Here is a 25,675-nt window from a genome sequence, read left to right on the forward strand (position 1 = left end):
CGAGTGAGCGTATTACACCGAGGATAGGAAGGTGATTTACCATGATTCTTGTGGGCGCGCCCGCCCCAATCATGTCCACCAACAGCATTCGCAATGTAGTTTCTAAGGCGTTCCAACGGGACCTATATACTTAGCTAGCCAAAAATAAAGGCAGCGAGCGGCTAGTTAGTGGGCTTGATCTTTTCGGCCAAAAAGCCACCTGTGAACAACTTGGTAAAGCTATCGGCATAGAAAGGCGACGGTTATGTATGACGTTGATGATATTTGCGATTACGTCATTGCTCGCCTCAGAGCTGCTGGCGTTCACATAAATCTATTGAAGCTTCACAAGCTTTTGTATTACGTTCAAGCGTGGGCGCTGGCCTATGATAACGAGCCTATGTTCGATGAAGATTTCCAAGCTTGGGTTCACGGTCCGGTCAGCCGTAGAATTTTTGATCGCTTCAAAGAATCAAAGTCCCTCTATTCATCAGTCGGTGTCCAGGACATAAGAGAAGGCTTTGACGCGGGCTCGCTGCGAGAAGCGACGGTAAACAACATTAATTCGGTTTTGGACGTTTACGGTGGGTTTTCTGGAGATCAGCTGGAACAGCTAACGCACGAAGAACAGCCTTGGCTTGAAGCGCGGGCGAACCTGTCGCCTACCGAAAGAAGCACGGAAGTCATTAGCCAAGAAACGATGGGCAGCTTCTATCGCGCGCGCCTGAGTTAAGTGACGATGAAGCCCCTGCTGGCTCATCCGCCCTCTCAAGCAAACCGCCCGGTTACCCGAACGCCCCCAGAGTCGTATTTCCGATTTTCACTGAGGTATTGGAAACAAATCGAAAACTTTGGTTTGGGAGAGCAAAGCCAAACTTGGTTTGTCGCATTACTCAAGCGCCTGAGATCATTATGCGAAATCACGAAAGACCGATTCATCCAAGAAGCAAGTCTCAAAGATCAATTTCATTATCACGATATTAAGTGGGATCATGCGCCCATTGACCGAAAGGATTTTGATTGGGTTGACCAAGAAATAATTGAGAACGAAAACGAGTATCCGTTCTTTCAATTTTCTGTCTCACAGTCTCTAGGTAGGGTCGTGGGATTCTTCGAAGGCCCAACATTCTTTGTTCTTCTCCTTGACCCTGCACACAACATCTACCTCACTAAATATTCAAACTATAAAGTCACCAACACTACGATAGGAAGGTGTGACTTCTCTGGGCTGCTAGAGAAAACAGAAGCGATTGTTTCACTCGCTATAGATCATGGCGTTAACATCCCGGAGCATATTTGGTGCGGTGCACGGGGATATATCGCCAGCCAATATTCGAACCTCGTGGTTGCGAGAGTTGATGATGATACGGTTCACACGATTGACCAGTTGATAAGTCTTTCGGCAGCGGATGGCACTGCGGACATCGTAAGCGACGCATTGAAAAGCTATGCGGATCAAATGAAAGATATCGTTTAATTTAGGCCGGATTCCCAAGCTGCTTTCATTGCTGGAAACAACATGCGAACCGCTAGAAAGCGGAGGATAGCATGGACACAACCTACAACATTAATGGCGGTTTCAAGCCGACTAAGAAGCGCTTCGCGGATATTGACGGGCCGGATTTTTACCCGACACCCGCTTGGGCAACGCATGCTCTTTTAGAGAATGAGTGCTTCGATGGCGACATTTGGGAGTGCGCATGTGGAGACGGCGCAATGTCTTCCGTTCTAGCAGATCGTGGAGCGCAGGTTTTCAGTTCCGATTTATATGATCGCGGGTTCGGCGAGTCGGGTGTTAATTTCCTTACCCATAATCGGCGGGCGAATAATATAATCACGAACCCCCCTTACAACTCAGCCCAAGGCTTTGTTGAGCGCGGATTGCAACAATCCAACAATAAGCTTGCGCTTTTACTCCGCCTCGCTTTCTTGGAGGGGTCTCATAGAGCGAAAACAATCTTCACAGATCACCCGCCATCGCGCGTATGGATTTTCAGCGAACGCATTACTTTTTACCCTAGGGGCGCTCAGAAAAAAGGGTCTGGCACGACTGCCTACGCTTGGTTCGTTTGGGACAAAGCCGCAGAAATCGGAACGCAACTTAACTGGATAAACCCCGGCCTGAAAAAGCGTTTCAGCTAACCGTAAATCTGCTTAAGCAACGAGCGACCTGTCACGGTAATCTGCAAACCCTTTCGGTTGTTATCGTATTCCGCGTAGCCCTTTTTGATGAAGTTGGTGCTACTTGTTCTATGTGAGATCATATTGCGAGCTATCTGTGAAAACTTTGTGTCAGATCGACCATCTAGTATCTGTGCGTCCTCGCCAGAGATATTGAATATGGTCTCTAGGTGTTCGATCAAATCTGAGGTTTCAGCGAACCCGCCCGGAGCTGAGTCTAAATAACGAAGCGTTGGGACGTAAAGGTCAGCTTCGTGAAGTCTGATAGCGGTCTTAATCATAGCAGGGTCCTTTTCTGGCGTGACGATAGCTAGCGCTAAGTCGTCAAAATCGGCATTGATGGGTTCGATTATCTTCTTAGGCACTGATCAGCTCCGCATAAGTTAGGCGTTTGCCAGCAGCCTTGGTAATTGTTGAGGCGATGAAGTCCATGGTGGGTTGATTGCGTGTGTTGTGACGATGAGCAAACTCGGTCACATAGCGATGCAAGTGTTTCGGACTCATATAGTGATAGATACCGTAGTGACCGCGCTTCAAAAGCGCCCAAAAGCTCTCAATGCTGTTCGTATGAGCTTGACCACGCACATATTCACCGACTGAATGATTTACGACGTGATGATCGAAAGTCTGGTCGAGGTGCTTATAAACGCTCGCTGCGTCCGTCATAACGGTTGCGCCTTGTGCGACATTATCGTGAACCATGCGTGTTGCGGCGCGTCTTTCGACATGAGCGGCGCGGACTTCACCGTCACGCTTTAGAACGCCAACAACGGCTTGCTTGTTTGTGAATTGCTTGCGCGCCGCGCGGTCACGCGCGTGCATATTCTTGGACTTGCCGCCAATATATGTTTCATCGACTTCAACAGTGCCTTCCAACTTGTCGCTGTCGCCATTGTTCATCCACGTCTCACGGATGCGCTGGGCTAGGAACCAAGCCGTTTTCTGTGTCGTGCCAAGCTCTTTAGCCATTTGCACCGATGAGATACCCTTGCGGGCTGTTGTCATCATATACATCGCCAATAGCCACTTCTGGAGCGGCAGACGGCTTTCAGCTAGGACGGTGCCAGTGCGAACGGAGAAGTGCTTACGGCACGTCTTGCAGCGGTAAGGCATTGGCTTATGATTTTTGCATTCAGAAACGTCTTCGCTTCCACAGTGACCGCAAGTCGCTTCACCATTCCAGCGACGTTTCTCAAAGTATAGGCGGGCGGCTTCTTCATTCGGGAACTGTTCGAAGAACTTAAACAGGCTAAGGTGAGTCTCGGTCATACGACCTTAGAACATAACTAGCCAAAATACGCAAGAGAAACTTGGCTAGCTAAGTATATAGGTCCCGTTCCAACTTGCAATGAGTGTTCCAACACTGGCGAAAACGTCGCGCGCCTCATGTTGGCGATAGTTGGGGACTACAGTTAGGTCATGCTCTTCCACGAAGACGAATGTGAGACGATTCCTTCACCAGTGCTAGTGCATCCGTATCGCGTTGCCATTCATCACAGCGAATGCGCGTTCACTGTTCTCTCACTGTTTTATCAGTAAAAGCCGGGTCTAAGACTTGCTGCAATCTTGCCGTCTAAAGACGGATTGTTCCCTCGTATCGCCTTCGGTGTTCTTTCGGTGTATTATCACCGACCGCCACGCTGTTCTGACACTGTTTTATCAGGGTCGTCATTTCCCTGTTCTTTCCCTGTATTAACAGGGGCGGGCTGTGCTGTTCTTGTGCTGTATTATCAGCGAGAGGCGAGGTTGCTCAATGGCTGTTCTATGGCTGTATTAACAGGCGTGGCGCTGCCTGTTCCACGCCTGTTTTATCAGGCGAGGGGCCAAGCTATTCTTAAGCTGAATTATCAGCTAAGTTGGCCAGCCAAATGCGAACGATGGGATCGGATACGAGCAATGACCGATTTGGAAGATTTGGAGTACGAAGCCTATCGAGGTTTTCGGGACAACGTGGAGGCGTTCTCGAAAAACCTCACTGACCTTGATTTACTCGTTGTTAGGTCGATTGATGTGAGCCGTGATCTATATGAGATAATCCGAAAACATGCCCCGGTGTCGGCATGGACGCCAAATGGTAAGTTCTTCATCGACGGTATCGAGATTGTTCCTGTCCCGCATTCCTCGAAATAATCAACGCCGTAGCGGTTGGCTCGGCTGGATCGTCTTAGCGTTGGTAATTGCCATGTTGGTAAGTCTTGGACTTGATCTCATTTCATCCCCCTGACCGCTCTGCTTTCGCTCTTGCTAGACAGGGTCTAAGTCCAAGCCTAAAATTGCTTCGACTCTCCCTAACACTTCAAGCATGACCTGACGGTCTACTTTGGAGTGAAAATCGACTTCGCGCGCGATCCAATCGACGGAGCGCATTTGGTTGCTCACCACGCACCCATCTAACCGCGCGCCACGAGGTAATTTTACATCGAATGGTGACTCGGTAATAGTACTCGTGATGGGGCAGACGACGGCTGTGCCAGTGGCAATATTAAAATTCTGAGGTGACAGCACGAGCGCGGGGCGGCGCTTTCCTAACTCAACCCCGGTTCTTGGGTCGAGATTTAGGAATACTAAGTCACCTCTTTCGGGCTGATAAACTGCCACGTTAAATGATTTCCTCACCCATCAACTCACCCCATTGAATTTCGGCTGAGTCGTCTTCTGGCTTTTGGTAATCAGCAAGAAGCTCAGTAAGTTTAAATCGTGGTCTTTGCGGTTTAATGTTGATCTCGCCGTTGTCGTCTACGTCGATAGCAACGTGCGCGCCCTCAGTTAGCCTAGCTTGTAGGGCAATGTGTGTTGGTATCCTTACTGCGAGGCTGTTTCCCCACTTTTTGATAGTTTGCATAATGGTCTCCTAGCCGTGAACCAAAGGTGTGTGTGGCTCCCTTCACAGCGTATATACAACGTAGATACACTAAAAGTTCCTATCAAGGGGTAAAATTCAGTTGTGATTCAGCCTTTAAGTAGATTGTCGACCAAGACCGTCTAAGCCTGCGTAGGGTAAATTTTGCCTCTAAGGCTGTCCTTTCGCCACTTCTTCGTGGCGGGGCTTTGCCTCCCGCTCATAACCGTTATTCAACAGTATTTACGGTTATGGGCCGCTCTAGTTCATCACGAACCATTCCCAATGCTGCGGCTCGCAACGCGTCCGGGCGAAGCTCTCTCGCGGTCCTATAGGCGATGAATAGACGCACGGCATGGGGTCCGTCGATTGTGTCAAACCGAATAGCCAACCGTGCGCCCCCGGTCTTGTCAAAGCGGACATTCAGAACGCCGCCCGCTTCAACAATCTCGGCTAAGACTTCGCTCGCTTCCCGCGCCTGCCTGTCGCTGTGACGTTCCGGCGCGTCTGTCATGCGGCTTTCTCAATATCGAATTGCCTATCGTAATTCGGGATTTGTCCGGGCCAAATAGCGTCTAAGTCGGATTGTAGCGATTCCATCGCCTCGCTATGTCGCGGATGGTCTCCGTCATCTGGATTTGTTGAGTCGAGATAGAGGCGCATCTTGTCCAGCAAATCCGCCACGGTTGCCGCTGGCGTCGCCAATGCATCGAAACGCGCTTGATCTTCCCTTTCTGCGGCCTTCGTCTGCACCGGGTCAGCGCCTAGGTCTTCTAGCCAATTTGGGTTGGCTTCCCGCGCCTTTTCCATGGCCGCATGATAGTCGATCCATTCCGCCATTTGATTAGCAAACGGAGTGGCGAGGGGTGCAAGCAAATGTCCGGGTTCACACTCCATTGAAACGGCAATCGCTTCTAACTGTGTCTGGTTATAAGGCATTGTCCCGTCTTCCAAGCCCTGTAGGGTCTGTTCGATAATCCCGGTCATGTCGGAAAGCTCTGCAAGGGATAGGCCGCGCCGTTCGCGCTTCGCCCTGATTTGGTTTGTTGCTGTGGTCATCATGCGGCCTTCCCGTCTGGTTTCGAGTGCGCAAACCAAGGTCGTGTGTAGGCTTGCAAGGTGGTGAGTGTGAGTGTTTCGGTGCATTGATCTAAGAGCCAATCAAGGCGCGCATCATCACCGTAGTGCATTGACGCCATCGCCTCGCGCTCTCGCGTTTCGATAGCTTCCCGCTCGACATAAGTGAGCCCGGTTCCGTGCTTTTCGCGTCTGGCGTGGGTTGCCCAATAGGTTGCGACAATACGGCCTGTCGGCGCAGTCAGGAACGATAGGAACGGCTCGCCTATGGCCCGAATATAGATTGGCCCGGCGTCATGGTTTTGAGGTGTCGGATCGGTCATGGCCTCACGCTCCCATCTGAGTGTGAAGGTAACGCTCGGAACCCTTGCCCCATGCGAGGTGCGCAGGACGCGGGTTGCGATCCAAGAGGGACGCGGTGCGGGGCTGGCGATATTTTGCCATCATAGCCCGCTGTCTGGCGCGACGGACTTGCGCTTGACGCTCCCGGTCGATTTGTGAGCGGAACGAAGCCCATGCGGCGCGTAGGGCGTCTGCGAAGGTCACAATGCCCTTTAGGGGGCGCTTCATGAAGCCATGCGCCCGCCACATGATTGCCCGGCGTCCGAAGCGCGAGACAACTTCGCTATTGCTTGCCGGGGATGGAGTCGTGTTATTCATCGGGTCTAGCCTTTCATCGGGTTAGCGGGCCGGGTGGTGTGTTTGGCGACTGTCACCCGGTCCAACTCTGTTAGAGCAACCCCTAACGTGCATACTATATGCACTATTAGACATGTGAAAACAAGACCCCTTGTGCAAATAATATGCACGTTCTAAAGACCGTTATGGCTAGACTTTCAGATTCCGATTTCACTCCATCGCTTTGCAAGGCCGCGCGAGCGCTAGTCGGGTGGACGGCGCAAGAGCTTGCGGATAGCACCGATGAGGTTGCCCCACGGACACTGCGCAAGTTTGAAAATGGTGGGTCTGTCAGGGACGGCACACGCGATGCAATTCGAGCGGCGTTAGAAGCCGCTGGCGTCGAATTTATCAACGGGGGCAGGCCCGGTGTTCGCTTGATCGGGAGCCCTAGGGATTGCTAAGCTAAGGGCAGCTCGCGATTAGAGCTGTCTTGGTTTACTTGGTAGCGGCGATGTGGCTATCACCAGACATTGGAATGCGAGGCGCATAGTGATCGATTGGATAAACAGTCCCGTTTCTTACGGCTTATTCTGTTTCATCGCCGCCCTTGTTATTGTCTGGATAATCCGTCTTGATAACCGGGCAGGTCTTGCGGAAAGACGTTTTGATGAGCTGGTTGACCGGCTTGCTCGTGACGCTGGTTACGAAGACGAGGAAGACCGCTTAGACAGTTTTGACGATCCATATTGAGATTGCCGCGATTACCCAACCTCGCGATTGATAGCTGCTTGCGCTGCCTTGAGCGCTTCGGATGGAATAGCTGCGGCGGCGGTTTGATCCGGCTTCTCCATGACATAGCGCCACGGTCCAAACAGGCATAAGCTCCTATGCCCATCGGTTTCCATATCAACCCTAGCCGTATAGAATGTTTGCAGGTCGCTATTCGTCCGCTGCATGAACGTTAACTCGGCTTTTTCGTATTCGGTATCATCAAAGAGTCGGCTCAATATCTCATAAAAGGCCGGGCGAGCCGTCAATTCAGACGCGGCTAAATCCTTCATCCGGGCTGGCGTCCAGTTTTGTCCATTATCCTCACTACGCTGAATCTCGGACGCGCCAAGGTTCGCCACCTCCCACGCTGCGGGCCAGTCCGCTACTTCGCGCAATCCGAACCCCATCCCACCAATCGCGACTATGATAGCAAGCGCATCAACATCCTCAGACAGTCCGAGTTGCCGCTGTGTTTCGGTAACGAGGGCGGTCCATGCATACGGGTCGCCCGCCGCAGGAATATGAGGGCTTAGGATCGAGCAAAGGTCGGCCATGATTTGCAGGATCGGCCCGCGAAGGCCAATCTTGCTCCATTCGGTTGTGCAACTTTCCGTCATTGGGACGGCCCCGCAAGTCTAAGAGCTGCGTCCTGCTTGTTTTGTCGATAACCCGTCCGGTCTGACTGTGCCGCCGCTGGTGCTGCCCCTTGCCCTAACAGTCGGGCGAGCGCCGCCGCTTGTCGTGGATCGGCTAACATTTTTTGGATCTGACTTTCTGGAATATCGAGACCCATAGCCCGGATTCGCAATGACACGTCGCGGGCGGCTCTGATTGTTCCTCGATCCGCCGCTACTCTTGACCCAAAACCTACCGCGGCGAGAGGAAGCTGTGCGGCTAGGTTCACTCCGCCTGTTACAGGTGTGCCGACTGCCGCCGCAGCCGCTTGTATTCCCAAATTCAATTTACTCGTCGTAGGGTCCAACGCGCCCCCGACAAGACGACCCGCATTGTTCAGGGGCGAGCCTTTGACAACTGATAGGGCCTGATCCTTGGCCTCTTGTGGTAGATACTTCGAGTGCTTCCCGGTGGCGACTTTCTGCATCGCACGGCGAACATTGTTGTTCGTATTGCCGCCGCTGCCAGACGACCATGTAGACTGTCGAGCGGCTTTCAAAGCATCATCAATCCGTCCAACATTCTTACTTTGCGCCCATAGACCATCTGCATTGCGAAGCGCTGCAAAAGCATCCGGCATCTGCTCACTCATAAACCCGTCTAACTCTTGATTTAGAAGCTTGGCGGCGTGGTTATCCTCGCCCTTTCCGCCACTGACACGTTTCGCCCGTTTGCGCAGGTTAATCAGCTCGGCAACGCGGTCATCTGGTGTCAACCTCTTCATGTCGCGAACCACCCGGGATGTGGCGGGCTGCAAGGCTTTGTTTAGCGCCACGTCAGGGGCATTGAGCCGTCCCGTGACACGAGCAAGTAAATCCTGAATGCTATCGCCCACGGGCTCCGCTCGAGCGCCTAGAGCATCATAGGCGGCGTTTGCTTTCCCTTTGATCTGCGAGGCGGTCGGCAAGTCCATACGGCGGATTGGATCGGCCATGCGGGCAAGGGACTTTCCCGATCCACGTAAGACTAAATCGGCTCCGGCTGTGAGAGCGCCGTCGCGAGCCATCGTCTTTCCGACACTGCCACCGGATAATAGGGCATCCAATCCACCAAGAGCGGCCCCATCGGCGGCTAAGGCCCCTGTGGAGGCGATTGCGGCCTTTCCCTTGCTCAAACCCTGCGGAACGAAGCGCGTGGCTGTAACACCGCCTCTAGCCAGTTTTCCAAGCCCTAACCCGGTTCCAAATAGCGAGCCAAGGTCATCACCCGCGCCCGCATCTTCATTGCGCCAATCATAGCGCTGTCGCTGCGCCTCCAAGTGGTCGGCATAATTGTTTGGCTTGTCCATATCTTCCGGGCGAAACAGGTTCGCGATCCCGCGTCCGGCAAAGTCCGACGCCGCCGCGAGATACTTCCCGCCTAAGCCTGAACCGATCCCATCGGCGAATCCGCCAATCGGGCCGTTTCGCATGGCGTTGGGCATGGATTGCAGCTCGCTATTAAGCGCGCGCTGATATTCAGGCGGCAATGCGCGCTGTCGATTATTTCTCACCAGCGGACGCGGGGCGCTCTCTTGCTCTTGCATAGGTTGGATAGGCGAGGTCTCCACCTGCGCTCTCGACGTGGCGAGGGCTTTCTTTTGTTGCAACTCATATAGCCGCTTACGTTTGCGAAGATGATCCAAACGAGCCTGCTTTTCTTGAATTGACGGGTCTGTCGGTAAAGCCGCTGGCGAAAAGCCGGGCTCTCGCGTTGCGAGCATGGGATTTACGTTAGGGTTCATCGTCCGCCCTCCATCTCGCGTGTTAGTCTCGCAAGCTCATCTTCATCTTGCGGCGACCATCCAGCCCCGCTTCCCGATCCATGTCCAACATAGTCAAGCGGGCGGCGTGGTTCCGACTGTGCGGGCGCATTGAATAAACCTGCCTCCATATCGCGCTGATAGGCAGACTGCATCGCAGTGAGGGATTTTCTATATTGCGACTTATAAGCCGTCAGATTTGCAACAAGTTGTTCAGGAGATTGAGAACGTTCAAGATTGCCCTTCAACGCTTGCAATAAGCTGATTTCGCGTTCTGTGACCTGTCCAAGCGCGCCGCCCGTTGGGCTTTCATCGCGCATCCGTTGCAGCTCATCAAAACCGCTATTGGCAACGATACTTTTGATTGTGCCAGACAGGTCCGTCCCACCCGCAAAGGGATTATGCTGTGCGAGCGGGCCAGTGTTGAAGTCGTTGACCTGATTAATCGCTTGATCAATCCAGCCGTCCAACTGATCGACCTTTGTGCCGAAGGTCTGGAGCATTTGCGCCTGTTTGGGCAGACCTGTTTCCCTCACGGCGTCGGCTTTACCTCTCGCCGCGCCATAGGACCGCTGCCCGGCTACATCGGCTGGCCCGGCAAAGCGGGCTCCATCCGGCAAACCGTCCGGCATTGGCACGACCTGCGCGCCCCCTTGCTTGGACATTTGGACAGGCACGTAATCGCCATTTGGAAGCTGGACGTATTCAGGCGTGAGGCCGTATGTCTGGTCTCCACCGCCTGCGGCCTCGCGGGCCTCTACTTGGCGAGCAAGGTCAAGCTCGCTGTAGCCTAGCTGGTTCTTAGCCATGTCAGACTGATAGGATAGACTGTGACCGTCCGCCGTCACGTCATGGCCATAGCGTGCAACGTTATTGCGCTCCGCATCGTTTTCGGCATCCAACAGCCCGATATAGTCGGTGTTGTGGAAGGCCGGGCGACCATCGCCAAAGACACGGCTTTCACCCGCTCCAACATTGGACGCTTCAAAGTTCGTCGCTAAGCTGTCGCCATATTCCTCTGGGTTCGCAAGAAAGGCGAGGCGTGATTGCCCTGACAGGCCATACTCGTCTGCCATAGCTTCATTGCGCGTTCGTTGCTGCATGGTCGAACGGTTCTCAAATTCGCCCTCCATGTATTGACTAAGGAAGGCCTGGGGGTTCGCTCTGGCAAGCTGCTGCATGGCAGGAGAGAACGACTGTCCAGACGCTTGCGAGGTCATTCCCGACGATCCGCCTGCGGGGACGTGGTAAGCTCCGGCTTGACCTTGCCCGGCTGGCAGATAGGGCAATGTTGCGCCTGCATTCGGCTGTGGTGTATTTTGTGGCCTCGACGGGACCGCCGCCATAGAAGGCCCGCCCTGCGATCCAAAAATACTATCCAGCGTGGATTGCTGATTGTAATTCGCGAGCTTGGTTTTGTAATTGGAATTTCGCTGGTCATCGAAGGCCCGAATGTTAGCGCCATATGCGCCGCCCAAGGCATCGCTAACGCCAATCAGAAGACGGGCAATGTCGAAGCGGCCCGGCTCTTTGGGTTTTTCTCGTTTCGTTGCGGAATTGCCACCGGGGTTTGCCTTTGCAGGCGGGGTCTGCGGTGAAGCTGTCGATTGCAAAGCGCCGGGTAAGTGCGGTCTTGAGCCGGGCCCCTTACCGAACATTCCCTTGCCGCGCTTTCGCGGGGCGGGGAGTGCATTCGCATGGCGCGCAAGTGCGCTCACTTGCTCTTGAACGTCATCAAAGACGGATGAGCCGTAATTTCGCTTCTTTGCCTTGGCGAACATATGCACCCTCTCCAAAGTTTACACCGCGCCATTCCCTAAGCGGGCCGGGGTGCATTGAACGGGGCGGGGAAGGCGCGGTGTAAGTCGTGAATCCTGTAGGCCAGTGCCAAAAGTTCAATGCCTGCCATATTTCTCATAATATCCTGTTCAGCGCAACGATATTATGAGAAATTATGTGGATTTCATTTCCGTAGTCTTGCCGCTCGAAACACCTTTAGGCGCTGTCGTCGTCACGCCTGTTCTGCGCCTGTTTTAACAGGCCAAAGCGGCTCTAAATTTTCGTCATTACGAGGGGGAGAGCTTCGGTGTTCCATCGGTGTATTATCACCGAAATGACATACCAGCCTTTTCAGCCACCTGCTTTTGAGAAACCAAAGTGTCGCTGCCGTTACTTTGTTTTTCTGCGTTGCTTTTAGCGGTTGGCAGATTTTGCCCGCCTCGCGAGCCGCGTCCGCCTGACCGAAAATGCGGGCGACCATACTTTCGCTTTGAGCCGCATCCGATTTCGACAACCTAGTGCGGTCGCCCTCACTAGGTTCTAAAAGTGCCGCCTCTTTTTGCGATAACAAAGGGCGGGCGACCACCATTTGTTTTTGCGGGCGCGCAGTTCGCCGGGCCGGGGAGTTGCTCAAGCAATCTGATGCGGCTGGAAAACGGACCGATCTGGAACCTAGTGACGGCGGCGACACTAGGTTGTCTCAATCTGATGCGGCTCTTGCCATCTCCTTACGAGCAAAAGGGTGGGTAGCCGCCTTTTTGCTCTGATTGCAGCCTCCTTCTGCAAAGCAAAGTATGGTCGCCCGCATTTTGCTTTGCAGAGTTGTCAGAAAAATGACGGGCGGCCTCACTGTTCGGTCACTGTTTTATCAGTGAACTGCTACGCTGTTCTTACGCTGTATTAACAGGGTAACGGGCAGTCAGAAAAAGGCCGGGCGCTGTGCTGTTCTTGTGCTGTATTAACAGCTTACCGAATGGCTGTTAAAACAGGCATGGGGTAGTCCGAAAATCCTACGCCTTGGGCCACTCCGATAGCTTCGCTTCAAGGCGTTCCGGGTCGTTTCTATATTGCGGCAAACAGGACAACGCTTTGCGCATCCCTTCCACTGTGCGCGGTCCTGTCGAACAGCCACCGTGGAAGCGGCAACGGTTCCGGCCCGGCTCACTCATAGCCCGGCATTGCGCCCCGTCCTTTTTGCGAGCGCCACAGGGAACCCGGCGTTTCGTCGCCTTGCTGTGGTCGCGATCCCATACAGCGCAATCGACATAGTAGCGTTTATAGCTCTTAGCCCGCTCCCCAGCTTTGCGCAGGGCGAAGTCGAGCCCGCGCGTTTCAATTCGAGTGGTCGTTAGGTCGCTGGCGAATATCTCGGTTGCCTTGTCGAATGTAAGCCGATTGATCCGGTCACGGTCCTGCAATGTGAGTTGCACCATGCTAGGCGAGCGGTAGGTAATCAGGTCATCCCAAAACGACGGCGGGACGGCCACGTTAGGGATTTGCGGGATGGTGAGCGGATCGGATTTATAGGGCGCGATAGACACGCTGATTCATACCATATCGCGGCTCTCAAGGCAAAAATGCGGGCCGGGTAAAGCGCGCTGGAATGTCAGGTTTTGGCAGGCCACTTCCCCGCTTTCTACACACAAAAAGGCCACGAGCGATGGGCGCTGCAAGGTTAACATTTGTTGACATGCTTTCCCGCTCTCAAACCACGCACAAGGCGCGCGTAGTGGTCCCGAAACCCTTACAGTGATGGGCGTGCTGTCATAGGGCAAGGGCGACCGCATTAGGGCGGTCTTAGGGCTAGGCGCTCGCTGTCATGGCCGGGCGGATTAGACCAGTCGCGTAAACCAACATTCACCTAGCAATCTATCCGCAGTCTTACCCCATGCGAAGCGGCCCTAGGTTCAACATTGTTCAACAGGGGTTCGCGCTGTCATCTCGTAAATGAAAGCCTAGTCCGCATCGGACAAGGTGAAGTTTTATCTAGCACCTTTCCCGCTCTCATAACGGACGCGGCGTGGACGGTTTGCCAGCTGGGGCGAATAGGTTATGAGCCTGCCTATGAAGCTCGCTCTTATTCGGCTTTGCAGACGCTTTGCGTCCACGGCGACTACCCATGACAGGTTGACCGCTTGCACCCTGCATCTGTTTGACCAGCGCCCTGTCGGCATTCGCCACATTCTCGGCTTTGCGCCGCTTCCCGTTTTTGAGCCACATACTTTCCAGTTTGACGGCGACTGGATCGCCCGGCCCTGAGCTAGACGCATTGTTCGGGTTTGTGCTGAGAACGCGCATGTTCATCACGTCTGAATGCTCCCAAATTGCGCGATATTTTTCCATGATGGAATGAGCGGTTCCGGCTTCCTCTTTGACGAAGGTGAGGCGCATCGGGCCATCTTTGCCGTCAAAGGCGCTGCGCAACAATTTGCGTTTGATAAGCGCGATAACCTCCGGGCAATCCTCAAGGTTCGCACGCAAGTCGATTTGAATAAGAAACGGTGTGTAGACGCGGTTCATATCAGCGCCCCCCGTCTTCAAGGCCCGCACTGTGCGTCAAAGCCATGATGACCTTAGCCCGGTGTGCCAGCGTGTCGGCTTCAAGTGCTGTGAGCGCCATTCGCAACTCGCCCCGATCCGAAACAGCGGGCAGGCCACGCGATAGCGCTAAGGCTTCACCGTGGTTCAAGCTCACTCGGTCAATGTGAGCAATCGTGTCCGGGTCCATCGCTTCCAACTCAGACGGGCGGAACGAAAGCACGTTATCCCATACCAACGGCGGGACGTTCTGGACCGTTGGCGTTCGGGTCTGCGCGGGCGGGGCTAGAAAGCTGTCCAGCAGGTCGCGTGTCTGCAAATAGCAGTAGGTGAGGCGGTTCATGATGCACCTCTAAAAATAGCGGAATAGCGGAATAGCGGCCTAGTCATGGCTCACCTCGCTTTCCCGGTTCACGGTGAATGTTTCGGTTCGCTTCACGCCGTCCACCTCTTGCGGGCCGCATGACAGGACGTTGCGGGTTTGCAGTAACAGGCTCCAAATATCTTCACGTTCGGCTTTCACAGCGTCCCTATTCACCGCCGATCCATTCGGGCGAAGGCGGTTAGGGGCGAAGCGGTAGGCGTCCGATTTTGTGAACGTGCCGTCTGCGAATTGCCGCACAATCTTTGCAAGCCAGTCCGTTGCCAGACGCTCGCTAATATCGCCCATTTGCTCGGCTCTAAGGCGCTTAACCTCATTCAAATAGAAGCGGGCTAGGTCTACTCCCCTTCGCGCCTCATCGGCTGTCAGGGACTCAAACAGGGGCGTTCCTGCGGCATAACGGTTGAATAGGGCGAGGGTCGCCATAATCCGCAAAGCTTGCTCGCCAGACCGGACGGCATAACCGCGAACCTCGGCAAATTCATGACCGTCATTCGCAGCAATTCGCATCTCGTTCGTGTAAGCGAGAGAAAGGGCGCGGGCCTCATCTGACAAGTCCAGCGCGGGCGGTTCTAATATCCGGTCGGACCCTTCGCGGTAGGTTTCAAGCCCAGCTCGCAATAGGCGAGCCATTGTCTCGGTCAAATCATCGCGGACCTGAAGCTGTGTTGCGTTAGGTGTGCGAACCACGCCTAGAGTAGTCTTTGGGCCAACCCACAAACAGCGAGGGAGTAAGCCTTGCCCGGTCGCAAGGCGATCCATCAAAAACGGGTTCATGATTTCCGGCTGGCCTTGAAGGTGGATCGCAAAGCGCCGTCCCGGAATGCGCGTCGTGCCGTCCTCGCCCTTCGTCTCAGATGTGACGCCTTGCCCATCCCATAGCTTTGTGAGCGTCCCTAGCATCGCCGTTTTAGCTTCGCGGGCGGAATACCCCCCTAAGAATGTCGCGGCCTCATCTGAGAACAAGCCTCGCGATGGAAAGGACGTTTGCAACTTAGACACAAGCGCCTCGGCTGTGGCCGTGTCAATGCGGCGGATAGGTGACAGCGGCCTTACCGGGCGGTCGCCAAGGTTGGCTTTGGCCTCGTTCCGCTTCACCGCGCCCTTCGCCTTTAAGACTTCGGCCCGATCCCGGTCGAAACAATCATTGTCTAGCTGCCAATCTGCCAACTCGGCTTGGTAATCATCCCATGCCTCGCTCTCGACAATTCCGAAAGCGCGCCCGATGTGTTTGTCACATTCGCTTTTACTGTCACCGCTACGGGCTATAGAAAGCATAGCGAGCGAGATAGGTAGGCTACTGCCTGCGTCCCGGCGCACATTGGCTAAGCCTTGAACCGTCAAGTTCACATGAGCCAAAAGCGATTGGCAGACTAAGCGCGGGTCTGCCCCGGTCATGCCTTGAATGTGCTTTGCCTTGTCTGCCAGATATGGACCTAGCGCCTCTATCGGATATTCGAGCATCGCGGGCGCGCTGCCCAATCGCTCCGGCGCATTGACGGTCGGGATTGCGTTAAAGTCCAGCGGTGTAACGTTGTCGCCATATCCGCCATTGACGGGAACGCCTTCAAATGGATCTAGGTTTGTGTCTGTCATGTCGCGCCTTTCGTGCGCTGACCCAAAAGGGCATCGTTCCAATCATTGCAGCCGACAAAGGCCGGGTTTGCAGCGGCGGGCGGATAAGGACGGGATGATATGCCAAGGGCGCACAAGCGGGCCGTCAGGTCCGCAGCGGCTTTCTGGCCCTGTCCCCCTGCATCATCGTCATGTGCGATCAAGACAGCTTTCGTCCCGGTCGGTGGCGTCCAGTTGGCAACGCCGTCAGCGGACAAGGCGGCATGACAGGGAAAGCCCATCAACTCTTGGAGAGACAGGGCGCTTTCAATCCCTTCGGAGACCGCTATCAGGCCGTTCCCGTCTGGACCTGCCAGCGCGACCGTTCCGCCTTTCACCTTGCCGCGCATCTTGCGGACCCTATCGCCAGCGTTCGGGTTCTTGCGCCCGTCCGGTGTGAGGTAGGTCGTATGGAGCCCGATAGACTTACCCGTGACGCAATCGACCACACGGGCCATCATGGCAGGCGAGGTGAAGCGTTGGACCCATTTAGGCTTGCCGTCCGACTTCACGCCGTCTTGCTCCCAAAAGGGCAAGGCAGGATGGAACCGCAGGTCATGGCTTAGTCCGTCCAGTAGACTTGCAGCGGACAAGCCCCGCGCCCCGTGTAGATAAGCTCTAAGCGGCTCACCTGTCGCCAACGTCTCCCCCCATAGGGATTTACACCGCGCATTGGCCCGCGCCTCTCTATCGTCGTCTTTCGCGACTTTATGGGCGGGCTTTGGCATGTGCCGAATGGCAGGCTGTTTAGGGCGGGTTTCGCGCCGTGGTGAGGCATTAGACCAGTGCAAACGTGCGGCAATGTCCGCTTTGAACGCGAGGGACGCGCCGGGGTCGTTATGGCAATGAACGCCGATCCCATATTGCAGGCCAGGATTCGGCATGATGACCGTTGACCGATTAGCCCGGCTCTTATCTGGCGATGGAACGCGGGCAATAACGCCGTGCATCGTTCCGCCTAACAGGTGGCAGGCTTCGCGAACATGCGCCTCGCATTCATGGTCTGGAACCGGATCAAATGTGACCATTCCGATAGTCCCAAACCGGGCATAGGCGGCGGCTGCGTCTCGATTAAAGTCTAGGGCTGGATTATGCATCATCGCCCCCTTTCGACCGGGTGGCGCGAGCATGATAAACGTTCTTACCCATCCGAAGTGGCCACAAGGCGCAACCAAGCGCCGTGCATTTGCGAACTTCGCTAATCACACCGCCGCAACAGTCGAGGCACTTGGCCCGTATAGCTTTGATGGGGCTAGGCGGGTGTCCTAGGTCCAGAATTTCCCGCTTAGAAAGTGAGGCGGGGTTAACCCCCACTTTTTCGCCTCTATCAGCGTCATAAGGCGACACTTCTAGGTAGGTATCTGGCGAGGTAATCGGGGCGGTGGAATTATCCGTCATGACCAGCCCCGCGACCTTGCAAATCGCAGTCGGTCGGGGTATCTAATGCCCGTCCTTTGCCTGCCAGCTTGGATATTGGAACCGGCCCGGTTTGCCCCGTGGTCGGTTTCGTCGTTTCATCGGGCAGTAATTTAATCCGCTCTCGAAGCGTGTAACGGCCATACCAACCAACGCCGCCCGGCTGCGCAACCTTTTCCATATGGATAGGCACGCCGTATTTTGTGCGCAGCATGAAAACATAATGAGATAACCGCAAACCGGGATGGGTAAGGGATGAAATGCCCAACTCACCATTTGCGATAAAGTGAACCATGGTTTCGTTCTCACGTCGGGCTGTGACTGTGAGTGTTGAACCGTCCGCGCGCTGGAATTTCTGCAAGCGGGCTTTGACCTGCGCGGCCATCTTAAGCGGCCTCTGGGAGCGCATCGAGCCACGCGTCGGCGTCGGCGCGAGCTACTAGGGTTTTGTTACCAAGCTTGCGCGTCTTTATTCGTCCAGCGTTTACCTCGCGGTAGAACGTCGCCCGACTAATGCTAGCCCATTCTAGAAAGCCGTTTACCGAAAACGCTCCCTTCTGCAGTGTTGTGGTGTCCATTGGTGTCGCTCCATATTGCTGTGAACGACACCTTTCCTAAGCACAGCGGGAACGAAGTAACCGACAATGATTTTTTATATCTGTCATGACAGATTTCCGAGTTTTTTGTCACCTCACATGCCAAAGTCAGATTTGAGAATATCCTGAACTTCAGGCGATAAGGTTTCGATTTGTTTCAAGACCACACCCCTACCGCGCCTTATCTTTCTGCGGAAATTGCGCTCACTAGTAGGGAACTTAGCCCAGAGTAATTTGATCGCTTCCTCAGAGCTGACTTTGCCGATTAGTCGCAAGTCCATGTAATGTCCAAATATCGCAGCGGCTTCGCTATTCGCCGCTCGGTGTTTTGCCGCTTTAGGCAGCGTGTACGGTTTCTTGGCGTCAACTAACTTTAAGAAAACATCACTCCCGCTTTTTTCATCCATTAGCTGTCCAAGCAAATAGAGGACTCCATTGGGAACACGCGCTGGATCCGATTGTAAAATAGCAGATAGTTCCGACAAATCGCCCTCAAGTATTTTTATCGTGAGGTCGATTTCAAGCTTACTGTAGCCTACCGCATCAGACGCAGACAAAAGTTTTGCTGTGTCCCGAATGAACTTTTCAAGATTATCAGCCATGGAGGCGTACCACGTTCGCGTTGATCTCTGAAGGAACGCAAAATGCCGCCCATTCCAGCATCATCGGCCTGCGGCGCTCTATCGCCTTGCCGCGCCTATATGCCTGCTCCGACATATTCCCCACGACATGTGCTAGAGCCATTTCAGCGAGTTCACGCGGATAGTCTGTAGTCTCCCCTACCCAATCCCTAAAAGATGAGCGAAAGCCGTGTACCGTGAAAGGTTTCTTCATTCGGCTTTGCAGCAGGTTTAGCATGGCCATGTTCGATAATGGCTTATCGCGCTTCTGACCGGGGAATACGTAGTCGCTGATTTTCGTTTCGCCCATTTCATGAATTATCGCGAGGGCTTGGGGGGAGAGTGGAATCGTATGCGGCTTACGTTTCCCGGTTTTTGCCTTCATCCGTTCTGCGGGAATGGTCCAAGTCTCTTTTGAGAAATCGAATTCGCCCCATTGCGCCTGAAGAGCCTCATTTGTGCGAGGTGCGGTCAAAATCGTAAATGCGAGGGCTTTAGCTGAAATCGCCTTGCGTTCGGAAAGCTCCACCATGAACGCGGGAACATCTTGCCAAGGCATAGCGTCATGATGGCCCTTTGTGTCGGTATGGGCAGAAAGGACGTGCTCTAGGCCATGTTTCCAAACAGCAGGGTTGCCGCCCTGCCTCCATTTCATCGCGATTGCGTAGCCGAATAACGCCTCTAGACGCGCTCTAAATCTTCTGCCGCTTTCTGGCGTATCATTCCAAATGGGCCGCAGGAGCTTGAGAATGTCGGATCGCGTGACGTTCTCAATAGGGCGGCTATGTAGCGTTTTGCAGCGGTAGAGTAGGTCACGCTCCCACTGGTGGCGCGTTTTCGCTTCTCTCCCTCTGGATTTCATTTCTACGACTGCCAGCGCAGCGTCCTTAAACGTTTTTTCGTCTTTCGGTCTGAAAGCTTCGCGAGGGTCGCGACCAGCGGCAACTTCAACCCGTGCAATTTCTGCCATCTTTCTAGCATCAGCCAAACCTAAGTCTGACAGCCTACCTAACCCAATCTCCGTAGGTTGCCCATTTCGTTTCCAGAGGAATACCCAAGCTTTCGATCCAGTAGCGCGCAGGACGAGGTAAAGTCCCCCGCCATCGGAAACCCTGCGCTTACCCCTTTCGGGAAGCGGGAGCGCGTTTATGCGCGCCGTGTTCAGTAGTTTGATGCCTGCCATAGCTATGCCCGTCTCGGGTAGGGCCAAAACCGTGGCCCTACCGCTAGCCCTATCTATAGCGTGAGACAGTCAGAGGCGCTAGGGGGTTGAATGAGATAGAAGTCGTTGTGCTTTATACGAAATCAGCAAAGTTTGAGACAGCTAGAGATTACCAGATATATGGGTGTGGCTCCCTTCGTCTCCGCCACTACCTTTCTAAGCAAACTCCCCTTTCTGGGGATGACCGTTACTATTTATTGGTTTCACGGTGTCAGCGAGTGGACAGATCACGCTGTCTGTTCGGATCGCGTAGAAGGTTCTCACTAAATCAAAAAGTACTCCGCCTATACGGATAGACGCTTAGGCCGATCTTTGCGTGTACGAATAACTCATGTGACCCTGTGGCGAATGAGGCACAGTCGACATGAAAAAAGACTGGCTTGGGTAACTTGCGTTGACGAACCTACTAAACTCGCATATCAGTCTGTTTATACAAGCCGCACGTTAGACGGCATCATATCATCGGGGAAATCTTATGAAGTTTAGGTTGCAGAGCAGTGTATTCGCCTTGACCATGGGTCTGGCTCTAAGTGGCATGACAGCCCAACCCGTATGGGCGCAGGATAACGATGAGGCGGCTGAGGACTTTCAACTCGATAATATCATTGTCACGGCGCAGCGACGATCCAAAAGTGTTCAGGACACATCAGCCGCCATCTCAGCCTTTACTGGTGAGAACCTAGAAAATGAGCGGATCTTAAGTTTCGAAGAACTCGCAGGTAGCGCGACGTCTCTTTCTTTCACGGCGTTATCCCCGTTGGACCAAGAATTTAACATTCGCGGCATCACGAATACTCGTTTGGATTCTCCGTCGGCTGACCAATCCATCGGCATCTTCTTTGATGACGTATATGTCGGACGGTCCGGTCTTTTTAACTTCGACATGTACGACATTGGACGGGTCGAAGTTGTTCGCGGTCCACAAGGTGTGCTGCTCGGGCGAAATGTCGTCGGCGGGGCCATCAGCATTTATGCCGCAGAACCTGAGTTCGAAACGAGCGGTCAAGTCTCGGCGTCTTACGGTAATTACGGCGAAGTCCTGACGAACGGACACATTACCGGAGCGATCACAGACTCACTGGCCGGACGTTTTTCGTTCCAAGCCCGTAAACGGAACGGTTTTAACGAAGACATTCTGCATAATGTCGACCTCGATAATGTCGATTCAGTGCAATTCCGTACACAGCTACTGTTCCAACCTGAAAATTCAGATTTTTCAGCAAAGCTTGGCTTTGACTATACGAAGGACGAGTCCAACGGTTTTCATTCCGTTGCGATTGACGATCCATTTCCAGGCCAAGGTGGTTGGAGTTTGGCGCGCGAACTTGTCAGTGCAGGCCTTGGTCGCACGCTCTCGCTTCGCGAAAGCCTTCCTGAATGGCCACGCTACAAAGGTGATGCTCAGGAAACCCCACAACAACTGGATCGTGAAGCCTTTGGCATCAGCTTGAAATTAGAGAATGATTTTGATTTCGCAACGCTGACGGCCATCACGGGATTTCGCCAGGGCGACGCTTTCAATCTCTATGACCAGACAGGTATCGGTCCGGACAATGGTTTTGGTTTCAGTGTGTTGCCACCCACCTTCTCTTTCCCAGTGAATGAGACCGAAGAGATTAAACAGTTCTCGCAGGAAATTCGTTTGGTTTCTGCTCCGGTTGATCAGGGTTTCGACTGGATCATCGGAGGTTATTTGCAGCGCGATCACGTCAACAAGCAGGATAAGTTTTGGGCAGAAACGCCGCTGCCTATCCCGACATTGAACGGGGAATCCCATTGGAATAATTTGGCAGAAAACCGCAGTTATGCCGCATTCGCCCAAGTCGGATACCGCTTCAATGATCAGTTCCGTGTGGTGGGTGGTCTCCGTTATACGAAGGATGAGAAATCCGGTGTTGTGACAGCAATTGCTGTTGAAGGCGGCGACCAGTTTAGTCCCAATGACCAAGTCGCACTCACGCCTATCGCCGGCACCTTCTCCGAAGGGGACTTCTTCACGACTGAGTATGGTGAGGATTGGGGCGAGTTGACGCCGCAGGTTACACTCGAATTTGAACCCAACGAAAATATGTTCCTCTACGCCACCTATTCATCGGGTTATAAAGGGGGTGGTTTCGAAGACGACCCTGCGAACCCGGCTGCTGCACGGGCAGGCTATGACCCTGAGAATGTCGATAATTATGAGATCGGCGGCAAGTTTGATTTCATGGGTAATCGAGCTCGCATCAACTTGGCCGCGTTTTACATGAAGTATCAGAACCTTCAGGTTACGCAGACGAATGCGCAATGTCTGTGCAATATTACGGACAATGCGGCTGATGCGGATATTCGCGGTTTCGAGGTTGAGGGTGAATTCCTTCTGACAGACGGATTAGTCCTGTCTGGCGGACTTACCTATCTCGACACGGAATATATCGACTTTGTTGACTCGCTCGGACGTGACGCGTCAGGAAATTTCCTGCAACGCACACCTGATTATCAATTTAATGTTTCGGTCGATTACGAAACCGATCTTGGTGACTGGCAAGATGGCCTCCGCGCGCATCTTGGTTACTCGCATCAAGGCAAAATGTTCTGGGCGCCCGAAAACACGAACTTCGAAGACGCCTACGGGACCTTGGATGGCCGCTTGTCGGTCACCCCTAATGGTGGCGATCTGACAGTCTCGTTGTGGGGTCGTAATCTCACAGACAAACTGTACCGCACGAACATTATTGCTTTCTTCGGCGATGAAGTTTCCCGACTGAGTGCGCCTAGAACCTACGGTGCCTCCGTCGCCGTGAAGTTCTAAAGCGTAACTCGGCAACTTGAAAAGCCCGGACAGTGTCCGGGCTTTTTTTTATCTCAAAACCTGTTGAATTTAGAAGCGCGTGTAGGTCAAATCGCCTTTGCCCTTTTCGCCCATGATCGTGCGAGGGTCCTCAGGTTTGAATAGGCCGAGACACCAACCCTCGCAGGATGGTTCATCCCGGTTCCAATCCAGTGCAATCTTGCGATGGGCGATCTTCCATTCACCGTTTCGGCGCTCGAACTTGTCGAAGATACGGCCTCCGGTCAATGTGTCCCAAGACACACCATCTTTCGGGAAGCGGGCGAATGTAATTAGATATGTCTCAACCCAAGCCGTGTCGCCTTCTAGCTCCGTATGAATATTGCCGACATTGTGCATCATAACGTCACCGCCCTGCAGACGTTTCATGGCCCCGTCGATATAGTCGTGTGCCGGCCCAGTATAGCTATTGGCATGCTCTTCAATGGCGTCTTCCCAATAGCAACTGTGCAGCAAGGGACCATCCGCTCTGTCAATCGCACGGGCGTAGCGCATAATGACATCACTGATGTCCTGCTTTGCGATGACGGTTTCAATCGTATTTTTATACATCAGGATCTTCCACTATGCAGAGCTTTGGCCATGGAGCGCTTAATTGTGTGAGGGTCCCTAGCTAGGAAAGCGCGGACGGAGACGGAATGCGGATCGGTATCATGCTCCGGGATCTTCTGCTCGACAGCCAGGATGCCAGCTTTGCCAATATCGCGCGGGGTTGATTTTTCCTGCCAAGTCACATGTTTGGCCATGCGTGTGTCAACGGACCCAACGATCAAAGCGGCGACATGCGTGCCCTGCGGTTCCAACTCGGCGCGCATGCAGTCGCTTGCGGCACGGGCTGCGAACTTGGACGGGCTATATCCGCCCATGCCCGGCACCGCGATGATACCGCCTGCTGATAGGACGTTGACGATCGCGCCGCCTCCATTGTCTTTGAGGATGGGTGCAAACGCCCGGCACATGGCAACGACGCCGATATAGTTCGTTTCGATTTCTTGGCGCATGCCGGACATATCGTCTGCGCCTAAAAGGGTCTGTCGTGAGAATGCGCCCGCATTATTGACGACGAGATTAACGTCAGGGCAGGCTTTTCCTGCCGACTCAACCTCATCCATGCGGGTCACGTCGAGTTGTATGGGATGCAAACGGTCGGGGTCGCGTTCGACAATGGCTTGTGCATCCGAAAGTTTTCGGGCTGCTACGTAAACGCGCTTTGCGCCTGCGTCTAATAACTCCTCAACAAAGCCCAATCCGATGCCGCGGTTTCCCCCGGTTACGATGGCGGTACAGCCGTCTATTTTCATTTTAATTCCCCTATTATAATTATTTTGCGCGTAACCAGCTGCCATACAGAATATCATCGGGCTTCTTCGCACCGCGTGTCAGTTTCGCAGGATTTGGCGCGATCTCGCCGCGACCCCAGCTTTCATTAAGCGGCATTTCGTGGTTCCAATCCCAAGCCAGGCGACGATGGGCGATTTTCCATGGGCCACTGTCGCGGCGTTCCATGCGGTCGATCACGCGCGCCATTGTAAAACTGTCGAACGGGTCTTCAATTTTTTCACGGCGTGAAAAGGTCAGGAAATAGCATTCCGTATAAGCCCGGTCGCCATCGAGCTCGATATTTATGTTCGTGACGATATGCGACATGCGCGGCGCTTTGGGCAGAACGGTGCGAAGAAGGTCCACATATTCGCTCGCGGGGCCCATGAAAGTTCCACCATGATCTTCAATCGCGTCATCATGATAAGCGTTTTCGATGAGCGTAATATCGCCGCGGTCAGCGCCTCTCGCATAGTTGACGAGAAGATCGTAAATCTCTTGACGGTCGAATAATTCTTCAACGGATTTGGGTCGTGCCATTGAGGTGTTCCTATTAAACGGATGATTGGGTGATTGGGCGCATGAAACTGGCAAAGGCTTGCTGCGCACTGTTATATTCACGTATGTCGGTTAGCTGGGCGAGAGTCGCTACTGCGTGACCAAATCCGTCCGGCGTTCCGTCGGGTATGGTGCCGCCTTGGCTTTCGATCACGGCGCCTCGTGCTGCATGACCCGCACCACTTACCCAGACCTCGCCAGTTCGGTCGCATTCTGGACGGCATAACCATACGGCTGCGGCTGTTGCGTTAACCGGGTCCAGTCTTGGGTCTGCGGCGCCGCCTTCACCAGCGGTCATTGCCGTAGCAGCATAGGGCGCCAGCATGTTAACCCGGATTGGCGTGCGCCGATGCTCGTCCGCGAGGCTTTTCCCATAAGCAATCAGCGCGCCTTTGGATGCGGCGTAGGCGGCACGGCCGCGTACGCCATAAAGGCCAGCGGAAGACGCGATGAGGAGGATGCGACCAGCTTTTGATGCTTGCAAATGTGGCATGGCGGCCGCGATTAAAGCGGCGTTGCTGAAGAAGTTAATCTCCATGACGTCGCGGAGTTTCGTGTCAGCCTCTGAGTCGATTTTAACGGCTGGACCTGAAATGCCAGCATTGAGAACAAGAATATCGAGTCCGCCGAAATGCTCTACTGTGTCATCGATTATCACTGCGGCAGCACCGGGATCATCCACAGCGGATTCTTGGTGGGTCGCTATACCGCCTGATTGACGAATAGACTGGGCGATATGCTGCGCCGAACTTGGTGTATTGGAATGAGTACGATTATTGACGACGACCTGACACCCGTCATTTGCAAGGCCCGTCGCGAAGGCCGCGCCAAGTCCCTTTCCAGCGCCTGTCACAAGTGCAGTTCGCGGTCGTTCCGCCATCATACCTCCTAAACTCAAAGCTTAGCAGGGACGGTA

Annotated in this window: 31 protein-coding genes; 7 read left to right on the forward strand and 24 right to left on the reverse strand. The window is 53.9% G+C overall.

What is annotated here, in order from left to right; all coding sequences use genetic code 11:
• Window positions 1–244 precede the first annotated feature (244 nt).
• The 3 genes from QQL54_RS14995 (at window position 245) to QQL54_RS15005 (ending at window position 2,121) form a co-directional block, all read left to right on the forward strand.
• On the forward strand, window positions 245–712 hold the full coding sequence (locus QQL54_RS14995; protein ID WP_284392298.1) for a Panacea domain-containing protein: 468 nt from the start codon (window positions 245–247) through the stop codon (window positions 710–712).
• 6 nt (window positions 713–718) lie between these two features.
• Window positions 719–1,456 carry a hypothetical protein gene (locus QQL54_RS15000; RefSeq protein WP_284392300.1) on the forward strand — a complete coding sequence of 246 codons (738 nt, stop codon included), beginning with the start codon at window positions 719–721 and terminating at the stop codon, window positions 1,454–1,456.
• Between the two features lie 71 nt (window positions 1,457–1,527).
• A complete protein-coding gene (locus tag QQL54_RS15005) occupies window positions 1,528–2,121 on the forward strand; it encodes a hypothetical protein (RefSeq protein WP_284392302.1) in 594 nt (197 codons plus the stop codon).
• Here QQL54_RS15005 and QQL54_RS15010 read toward each other — a convergent pair.
• Entirely contained in the window at window positions 2,118–2,525 is a 408-nt protein-coding gene (locus QQL54_RS15010) for a hypothetical protein (RefSeq protein WP_284392304.1), read from the reverse strand. The genes QQL54_RS15005 and QQL54_RS15010 overlap by 4 nt on opposite strands.
• Window positions 2,518–3,429, reverse strand: a complete 912-nt coding sequence (locus tag QQL54_RS15015) for an IS1595 family transposase (RefSeq protein ID WP_284392306.1) — start codon at window positions 3,427–3,429, stop codon at window positions 2,518–2,520. The genes QQL54_RS15010 and QQL54_RS15015 overlap by 8 nt, the downstream gene beginning before the upstream one ends.
• Before the next feature lie 495 nt (window positions 3,430–3,924).
• Here QQL54_RS15015 and QQL54_RS15020 point away from each other — a divergent pair, with 495 nt between their 5' ends.
• Window positions 3,925–4,290, forward strand: coding sequence for a hypothetical protein (locus QQL54_RS15020; protein ID WP_284392308.1), 366 nt, complete (start codon window positions 3,925–3,927; stop codon window positions 4,288–4,290).
• A 114-nt stretch (window positions 4,291–4,404) separates the two neighbouring features.
• Here the strand turns inward: QQL54_RS15020 and QQL54_RS15495 are convergent, their stop codons facing one another.
• The 6 genes from QQL54_RS15495 to QQL54_RS15045 form a co-directional block, all read right to left on the reverse strand.
• Window positions 4,405–4,776 carry a type II toxin-antitoxin system PemK/MazF family toxin gene (locus QQL54_RS15495; protein WP_348520739.1) on the reverse strand — a complete coding sequence of 124 codons (372 nt, stop codon included), beginning with the start codon at window positions 4,774–4,776 and terminating at the stop codon, window positions 4,405–4,407.
• On the reverse strand, window positions 4,760–5,002 hold the full coding sequence (locus QQL54_RS15025; RefSeq protein WP_284392312.1) for an AbrB/MazE/SpoVT family DNA-binding domain-containing protein: 243 nt from the start codon (window positions 5,000–5,002) through the stop codon (window positions 4,760–4,762). Before QQL54_RS15025 ends, QQL54_RS15495 begins: the two co-directional genes overlap by 17 nt.
• A gap of 226 nt (window positions 5,003–5,228) precedes the next feature.
• The gene (locus tag QQL54_RS15030; protein WP_284392313.1) at window positions 5,229–5,513 is read right to left on the reverse strand and encodes a hypothetical protein; all 285 of its coding nucleotides are present in this window, start codon (window positions 5,511–5,513) and stop codon (window positions 5,229–5,231) included.
• Entirely contained in the window at window positions 5,510–6,061 is a 552-nt protein-coding gene (locus QQL54_RS15035) for a helix-turn-helix domain-containing protein (RefSeq protein WP_284392315.1), read from the reverse strand. The genes QQL54_RS15030 and QQL54_RS15035 overlap by 4 nt, the downstream gene beginning before the upstream one ends.
• Window positions 6,058–6,399, reverse strand: coding sequence for a hypothetical protein (locus tag QQL54_RS15040; RefSeq protein WP_284392317.1), 342 nt, complete (start codon window positions 6,397–6,399; stop codon window positions 6,058–6,060). Before QQL54_RS15040 ends, QQL54_RS15035 begins: the two co-directional genes overlap by 4 nt.
• A 4-nt stretch (window positions 6,400–6,403) precedes the next feature.
• On the reverse strand, window positions 6,404–6,736 hold the full coding sequence (locus QQL54_RS15045; protein ID WP_284392319.1) for a hypothetical protein: 333 nt from the start codon (window positions 6,734–6,736) through the stop codon (window positions 6,404–6,406).
• 164 nt (window positions 6,737–6,900) lie between these two features.
• Here QQL54_RS15045 and QQL54_RS15050 point away from each other — a divergent pair, with 164 nt between their 5' ends.
• Together QQL54_RS15050 and QQL54_RS15055 are read left to right on the forward strand one after the other, a co-directional pair.
• Window positions 6,901–7,158 (forward strand): helix-turn-helix domain-containing protein, encoded by a 258-nt coding sequence (locus QQL54_RS15050; protein ID WP_284392322.1) that lies wholly within the window; start codon window positions 6,901–6,903, stop codon window positions 7,156–7,158.
• 88 nt (window positions 7,159–7,246) lie between these two features.
• Window positions 7,247–7,447: a hypothetical protein gene (locus QQL54_RS15055; RefSeq protein ID WP_284392323.1), complete on the forward strand. Its 201-nt coding sequence runs from the start codon at window positions 7,247–7,249 to the stop codon at window positions 7,445–7,447.
• 11 nt (window positions 7,448–7,458) lie between these two features.
• Here QQL54_RS15055 and QQL54_RS15060 read toward each other — a convergent pair whose 3' ends face one another.
• The 12 genes from QQL54_RS15060 to QQL54_RS15115 all read right to left on the reverse strand — a co-directional run bounded on the left by QQL54_RS15060 (window position 7,459) and on the right by QQL54_RS15115 (window position 20,012).
• On the reverse strand, window positions 7,459–8,085 hold the full coding sequence (locus QQL54_RS15060) for a hypothetical protein (RefSeq protein WP_284392326.1): 627 nt from the start codon (window positions 8,083–8,085) through the stop codon (window positions 7,459–7,461).
• Complete coding sequence (locus QQL54_RS15065; RefSeq protein WP_284392327.1) at window positions 8,082–9,866, reverse strand: hypothetical protein; 1,785 nt, start codon at window positions 9,864–9,866, stop codon at window positions 8,082–8,084. The genes QQL54_RS15060 and QQL54_RS15065 overlap by 4 nt, the downstream gene beginning before the upstream one ends.
• Window positions 9,863–11,665: a hypothetical protein gene (locus QQL54_RS15070; RefSeq protein ID WP_284392329.1), complete on the reverse strand. Its 1,803-nt coding sequence runs from the start codon at window positions 11,663–11,665 to the stop codon at window positions 9,863–9,865. Before QQL54_RS15070 ends, QQL54_RS15065 begins: the two co-directional genes overlap by 4 nt.
• A gap of 230 nt (window positions 11,666–11,895) precedes the next feature.
• Entirely contained in the window at window positions 11,896–12,252 is a 357-nt protein-coding gene (locus QQL54_RS15075) for a hypothetical protein (RefSeq protein WP_284392331.1), read from the reverse strand.
• Window positions 12,253–12,673: 421 nt separating this feature from the next.
• The gene (locus QQL54_RS15080) at window positions 12,674–13,204 is read right to left on the reverse strand and encodes an HGGxSTG domain-containing protein (RefSeq protein ID WP_284392333.1); all 531 of its coding nucleotides are present in this window, start codon (window positions 13,202–13,204) and stop codon (window positions 12,674–12,676) included.
• 463 nt (window positions 13,205–13,667) lie between these two features.
• Window positions 13,668–14,183 (reverse strand): hypothetical protein, encoded by a 516-nt coding sequence (locus QQL54_RS15085; RefSeq protein ID WP_284392335.1) that lies wholly within the window; start codon window positions 14,181–14,183, stop codon window positions 13,668–13,670.
• A gap of 1 nt (window position 14,184) precedes the next feature.
• Complete coding sequence (locus QQL54_RS15090; RefSeq protein WP_284392337.1) at window positions 14,185–14,544, reverse strand: hypothetical protein; 360 nt, start codon at window positions 14,542–14,544, stop codon at window positions 14,185–14,187.
• A 39-nt stretch (window positions 14,545–14,583) separates the two neighbouring features.
• On the reverse strand, window positions 14,584–16,179 hold the full coding sequence (locus QQL54_RS15095) for a DUF3987 domain-containing protein (RefSeq protein ID WP_284392339.1): 1,596 nt from the start codon (window positions 16,177–16,179) through the stop codon (window positions 14,584–14,586).
• Window positions 16,176–17,327: a DUF7146 domain-containing protein gene (locus tag QQL54_RS15100; RefSeq protein ID WP_284392340.1), complete on the reverse strand. Its 1,152-nt coding sequence runs from the start codon at window positions 17,325–17,327 to the stop codon at window positions 16,176–16,178. The genes QQL54_RS15095 and QQL54_RS15100 overlap by 4 nt, the downstream gene beginning before the upstream one ends.
• Before the next feature lie 257 nt (window positions 17,328–17,584).
• Entirely contained in the window at window positions 17,585–17,998 is a 414-nt protein-coding gene (locus tag QQL54_RS15105) for a winged helix domain-containing protein (RefSeq protein ID WP_284392342.1), read from the reverse strand.
• A gap of 306 nt (window positions 17,999–18,304) precedes the next feature.
• Window positions 18,305–18,811, reverse strand: a complete 507-nt coding sequence (locus QQL54_RS15110) for a hypothetical protein (RefSeq protein WP_284392344.1) — start codon at window positions 18,809–18,811, stop codon at window positions 18,305–18,307.
• Complete coding sequence (locus QQL54_RS15115; RefSeq protein ID WP_284392346.1) at window positions 18,804–20,012, reverse strand: tyrosine-type recombinase/integrase; 1,209 nt, start codon at window positions 20,010–20,012, stop codon at window positions 18,804–18,806. The genes QQL54_RS15110 and QQL54_RS15115 overlap by 8 nt, the downstream gene beginning before the upstream one ends.
• Window positions 20,013–20,526: 514 nt before the next feature.
• Between QQL54_RS15115 and QQL54_RS15120 the strand changes: the two genes are divergently transcribed.
• On the forward strand, window positions 20,527–22,842 hold the full coding sequence (locus tag QQL54_RS15120) for a TonB-dependent receptor (protein WP_284392348.1): 2,316 nt from the start codon (window positions 20,527–20,529) through the stop codon (window positions 22,840–22,842).
• 69 nt (window positions 22,843–22,911) lie between these two features.
• Here the strand turns inward: QQL54_RS15120 and QQL54_RS15125 are convergent, their stop codons facing one another.
• From QQL54_RS15125 to QQL54_RS15140, 4 genes are read right to left on the reverse strand one after another with little or no spacing between them, the layout of a single operon-like run.
• Window positions 22,912–23,433 (reverse strand): nuclear transport factor 2 family protein, encoded by a 522-nt coding sequence (locus QQL54_RS15125; protein ID WP_284392349.1) that lies wholly within the window; start codon window positions 23,431–23,433, stop codon window positions 22,912–22,914.
• Window positions 23,433–24,182, reverse strand: coding sequence for an SDR family NAD(P)-dependent oxidoreductase (locus QQL54_RS15130; RefSeq protein ID WP_284392350.1), 750 nt, complete (start codon window positions 24,180–24,182; stop codon window positions 23,433–23,435). Before QQL54_RS15130 ends, QQL54_RS15125 begins: the two co-directional genes overlap by 1 nt.
• A 19-nt stretch (window positions 24,183–24,201) precedes the next feature.
• Window positions 24,202–24,741, reverse strand: a complete 540-nt coding sequence (locus QQL54_RS15135) for a nuclear transport factor 2 family protein (protein WP_284392352.1) — start codon at window positions 24,739–24,741, stop codon at window positions 24,202–24,204.
• A 13-nt stretch (window positions 24,742–24,754) separates the two neighbouring features.
• On the reverse strand, window positions 24,755–25,642 hold the full coding sequence (locus QQL54_RS15140; protein WP_284392356.1) for an SDR family NAD(P)-dependent oxidoreductase: 888 nt from the start codon (window positions 25,640–25,642) through the stop codon (window positions 24,755–24,757).
• Window positions 25,643–25,675: the final 33 nt, after the last annotated feature.

The sequence above is a fragment of the Algimonas ampicilliniresistens genome, from assembly GCF_030159955.1.
Lineage (GTDB): Bacteria > Pseudomonadota > Alphaproteobacteria > Caulobacterales > Maricaulaceae > Litorimonas > Litorimonas ampicilliniresistens.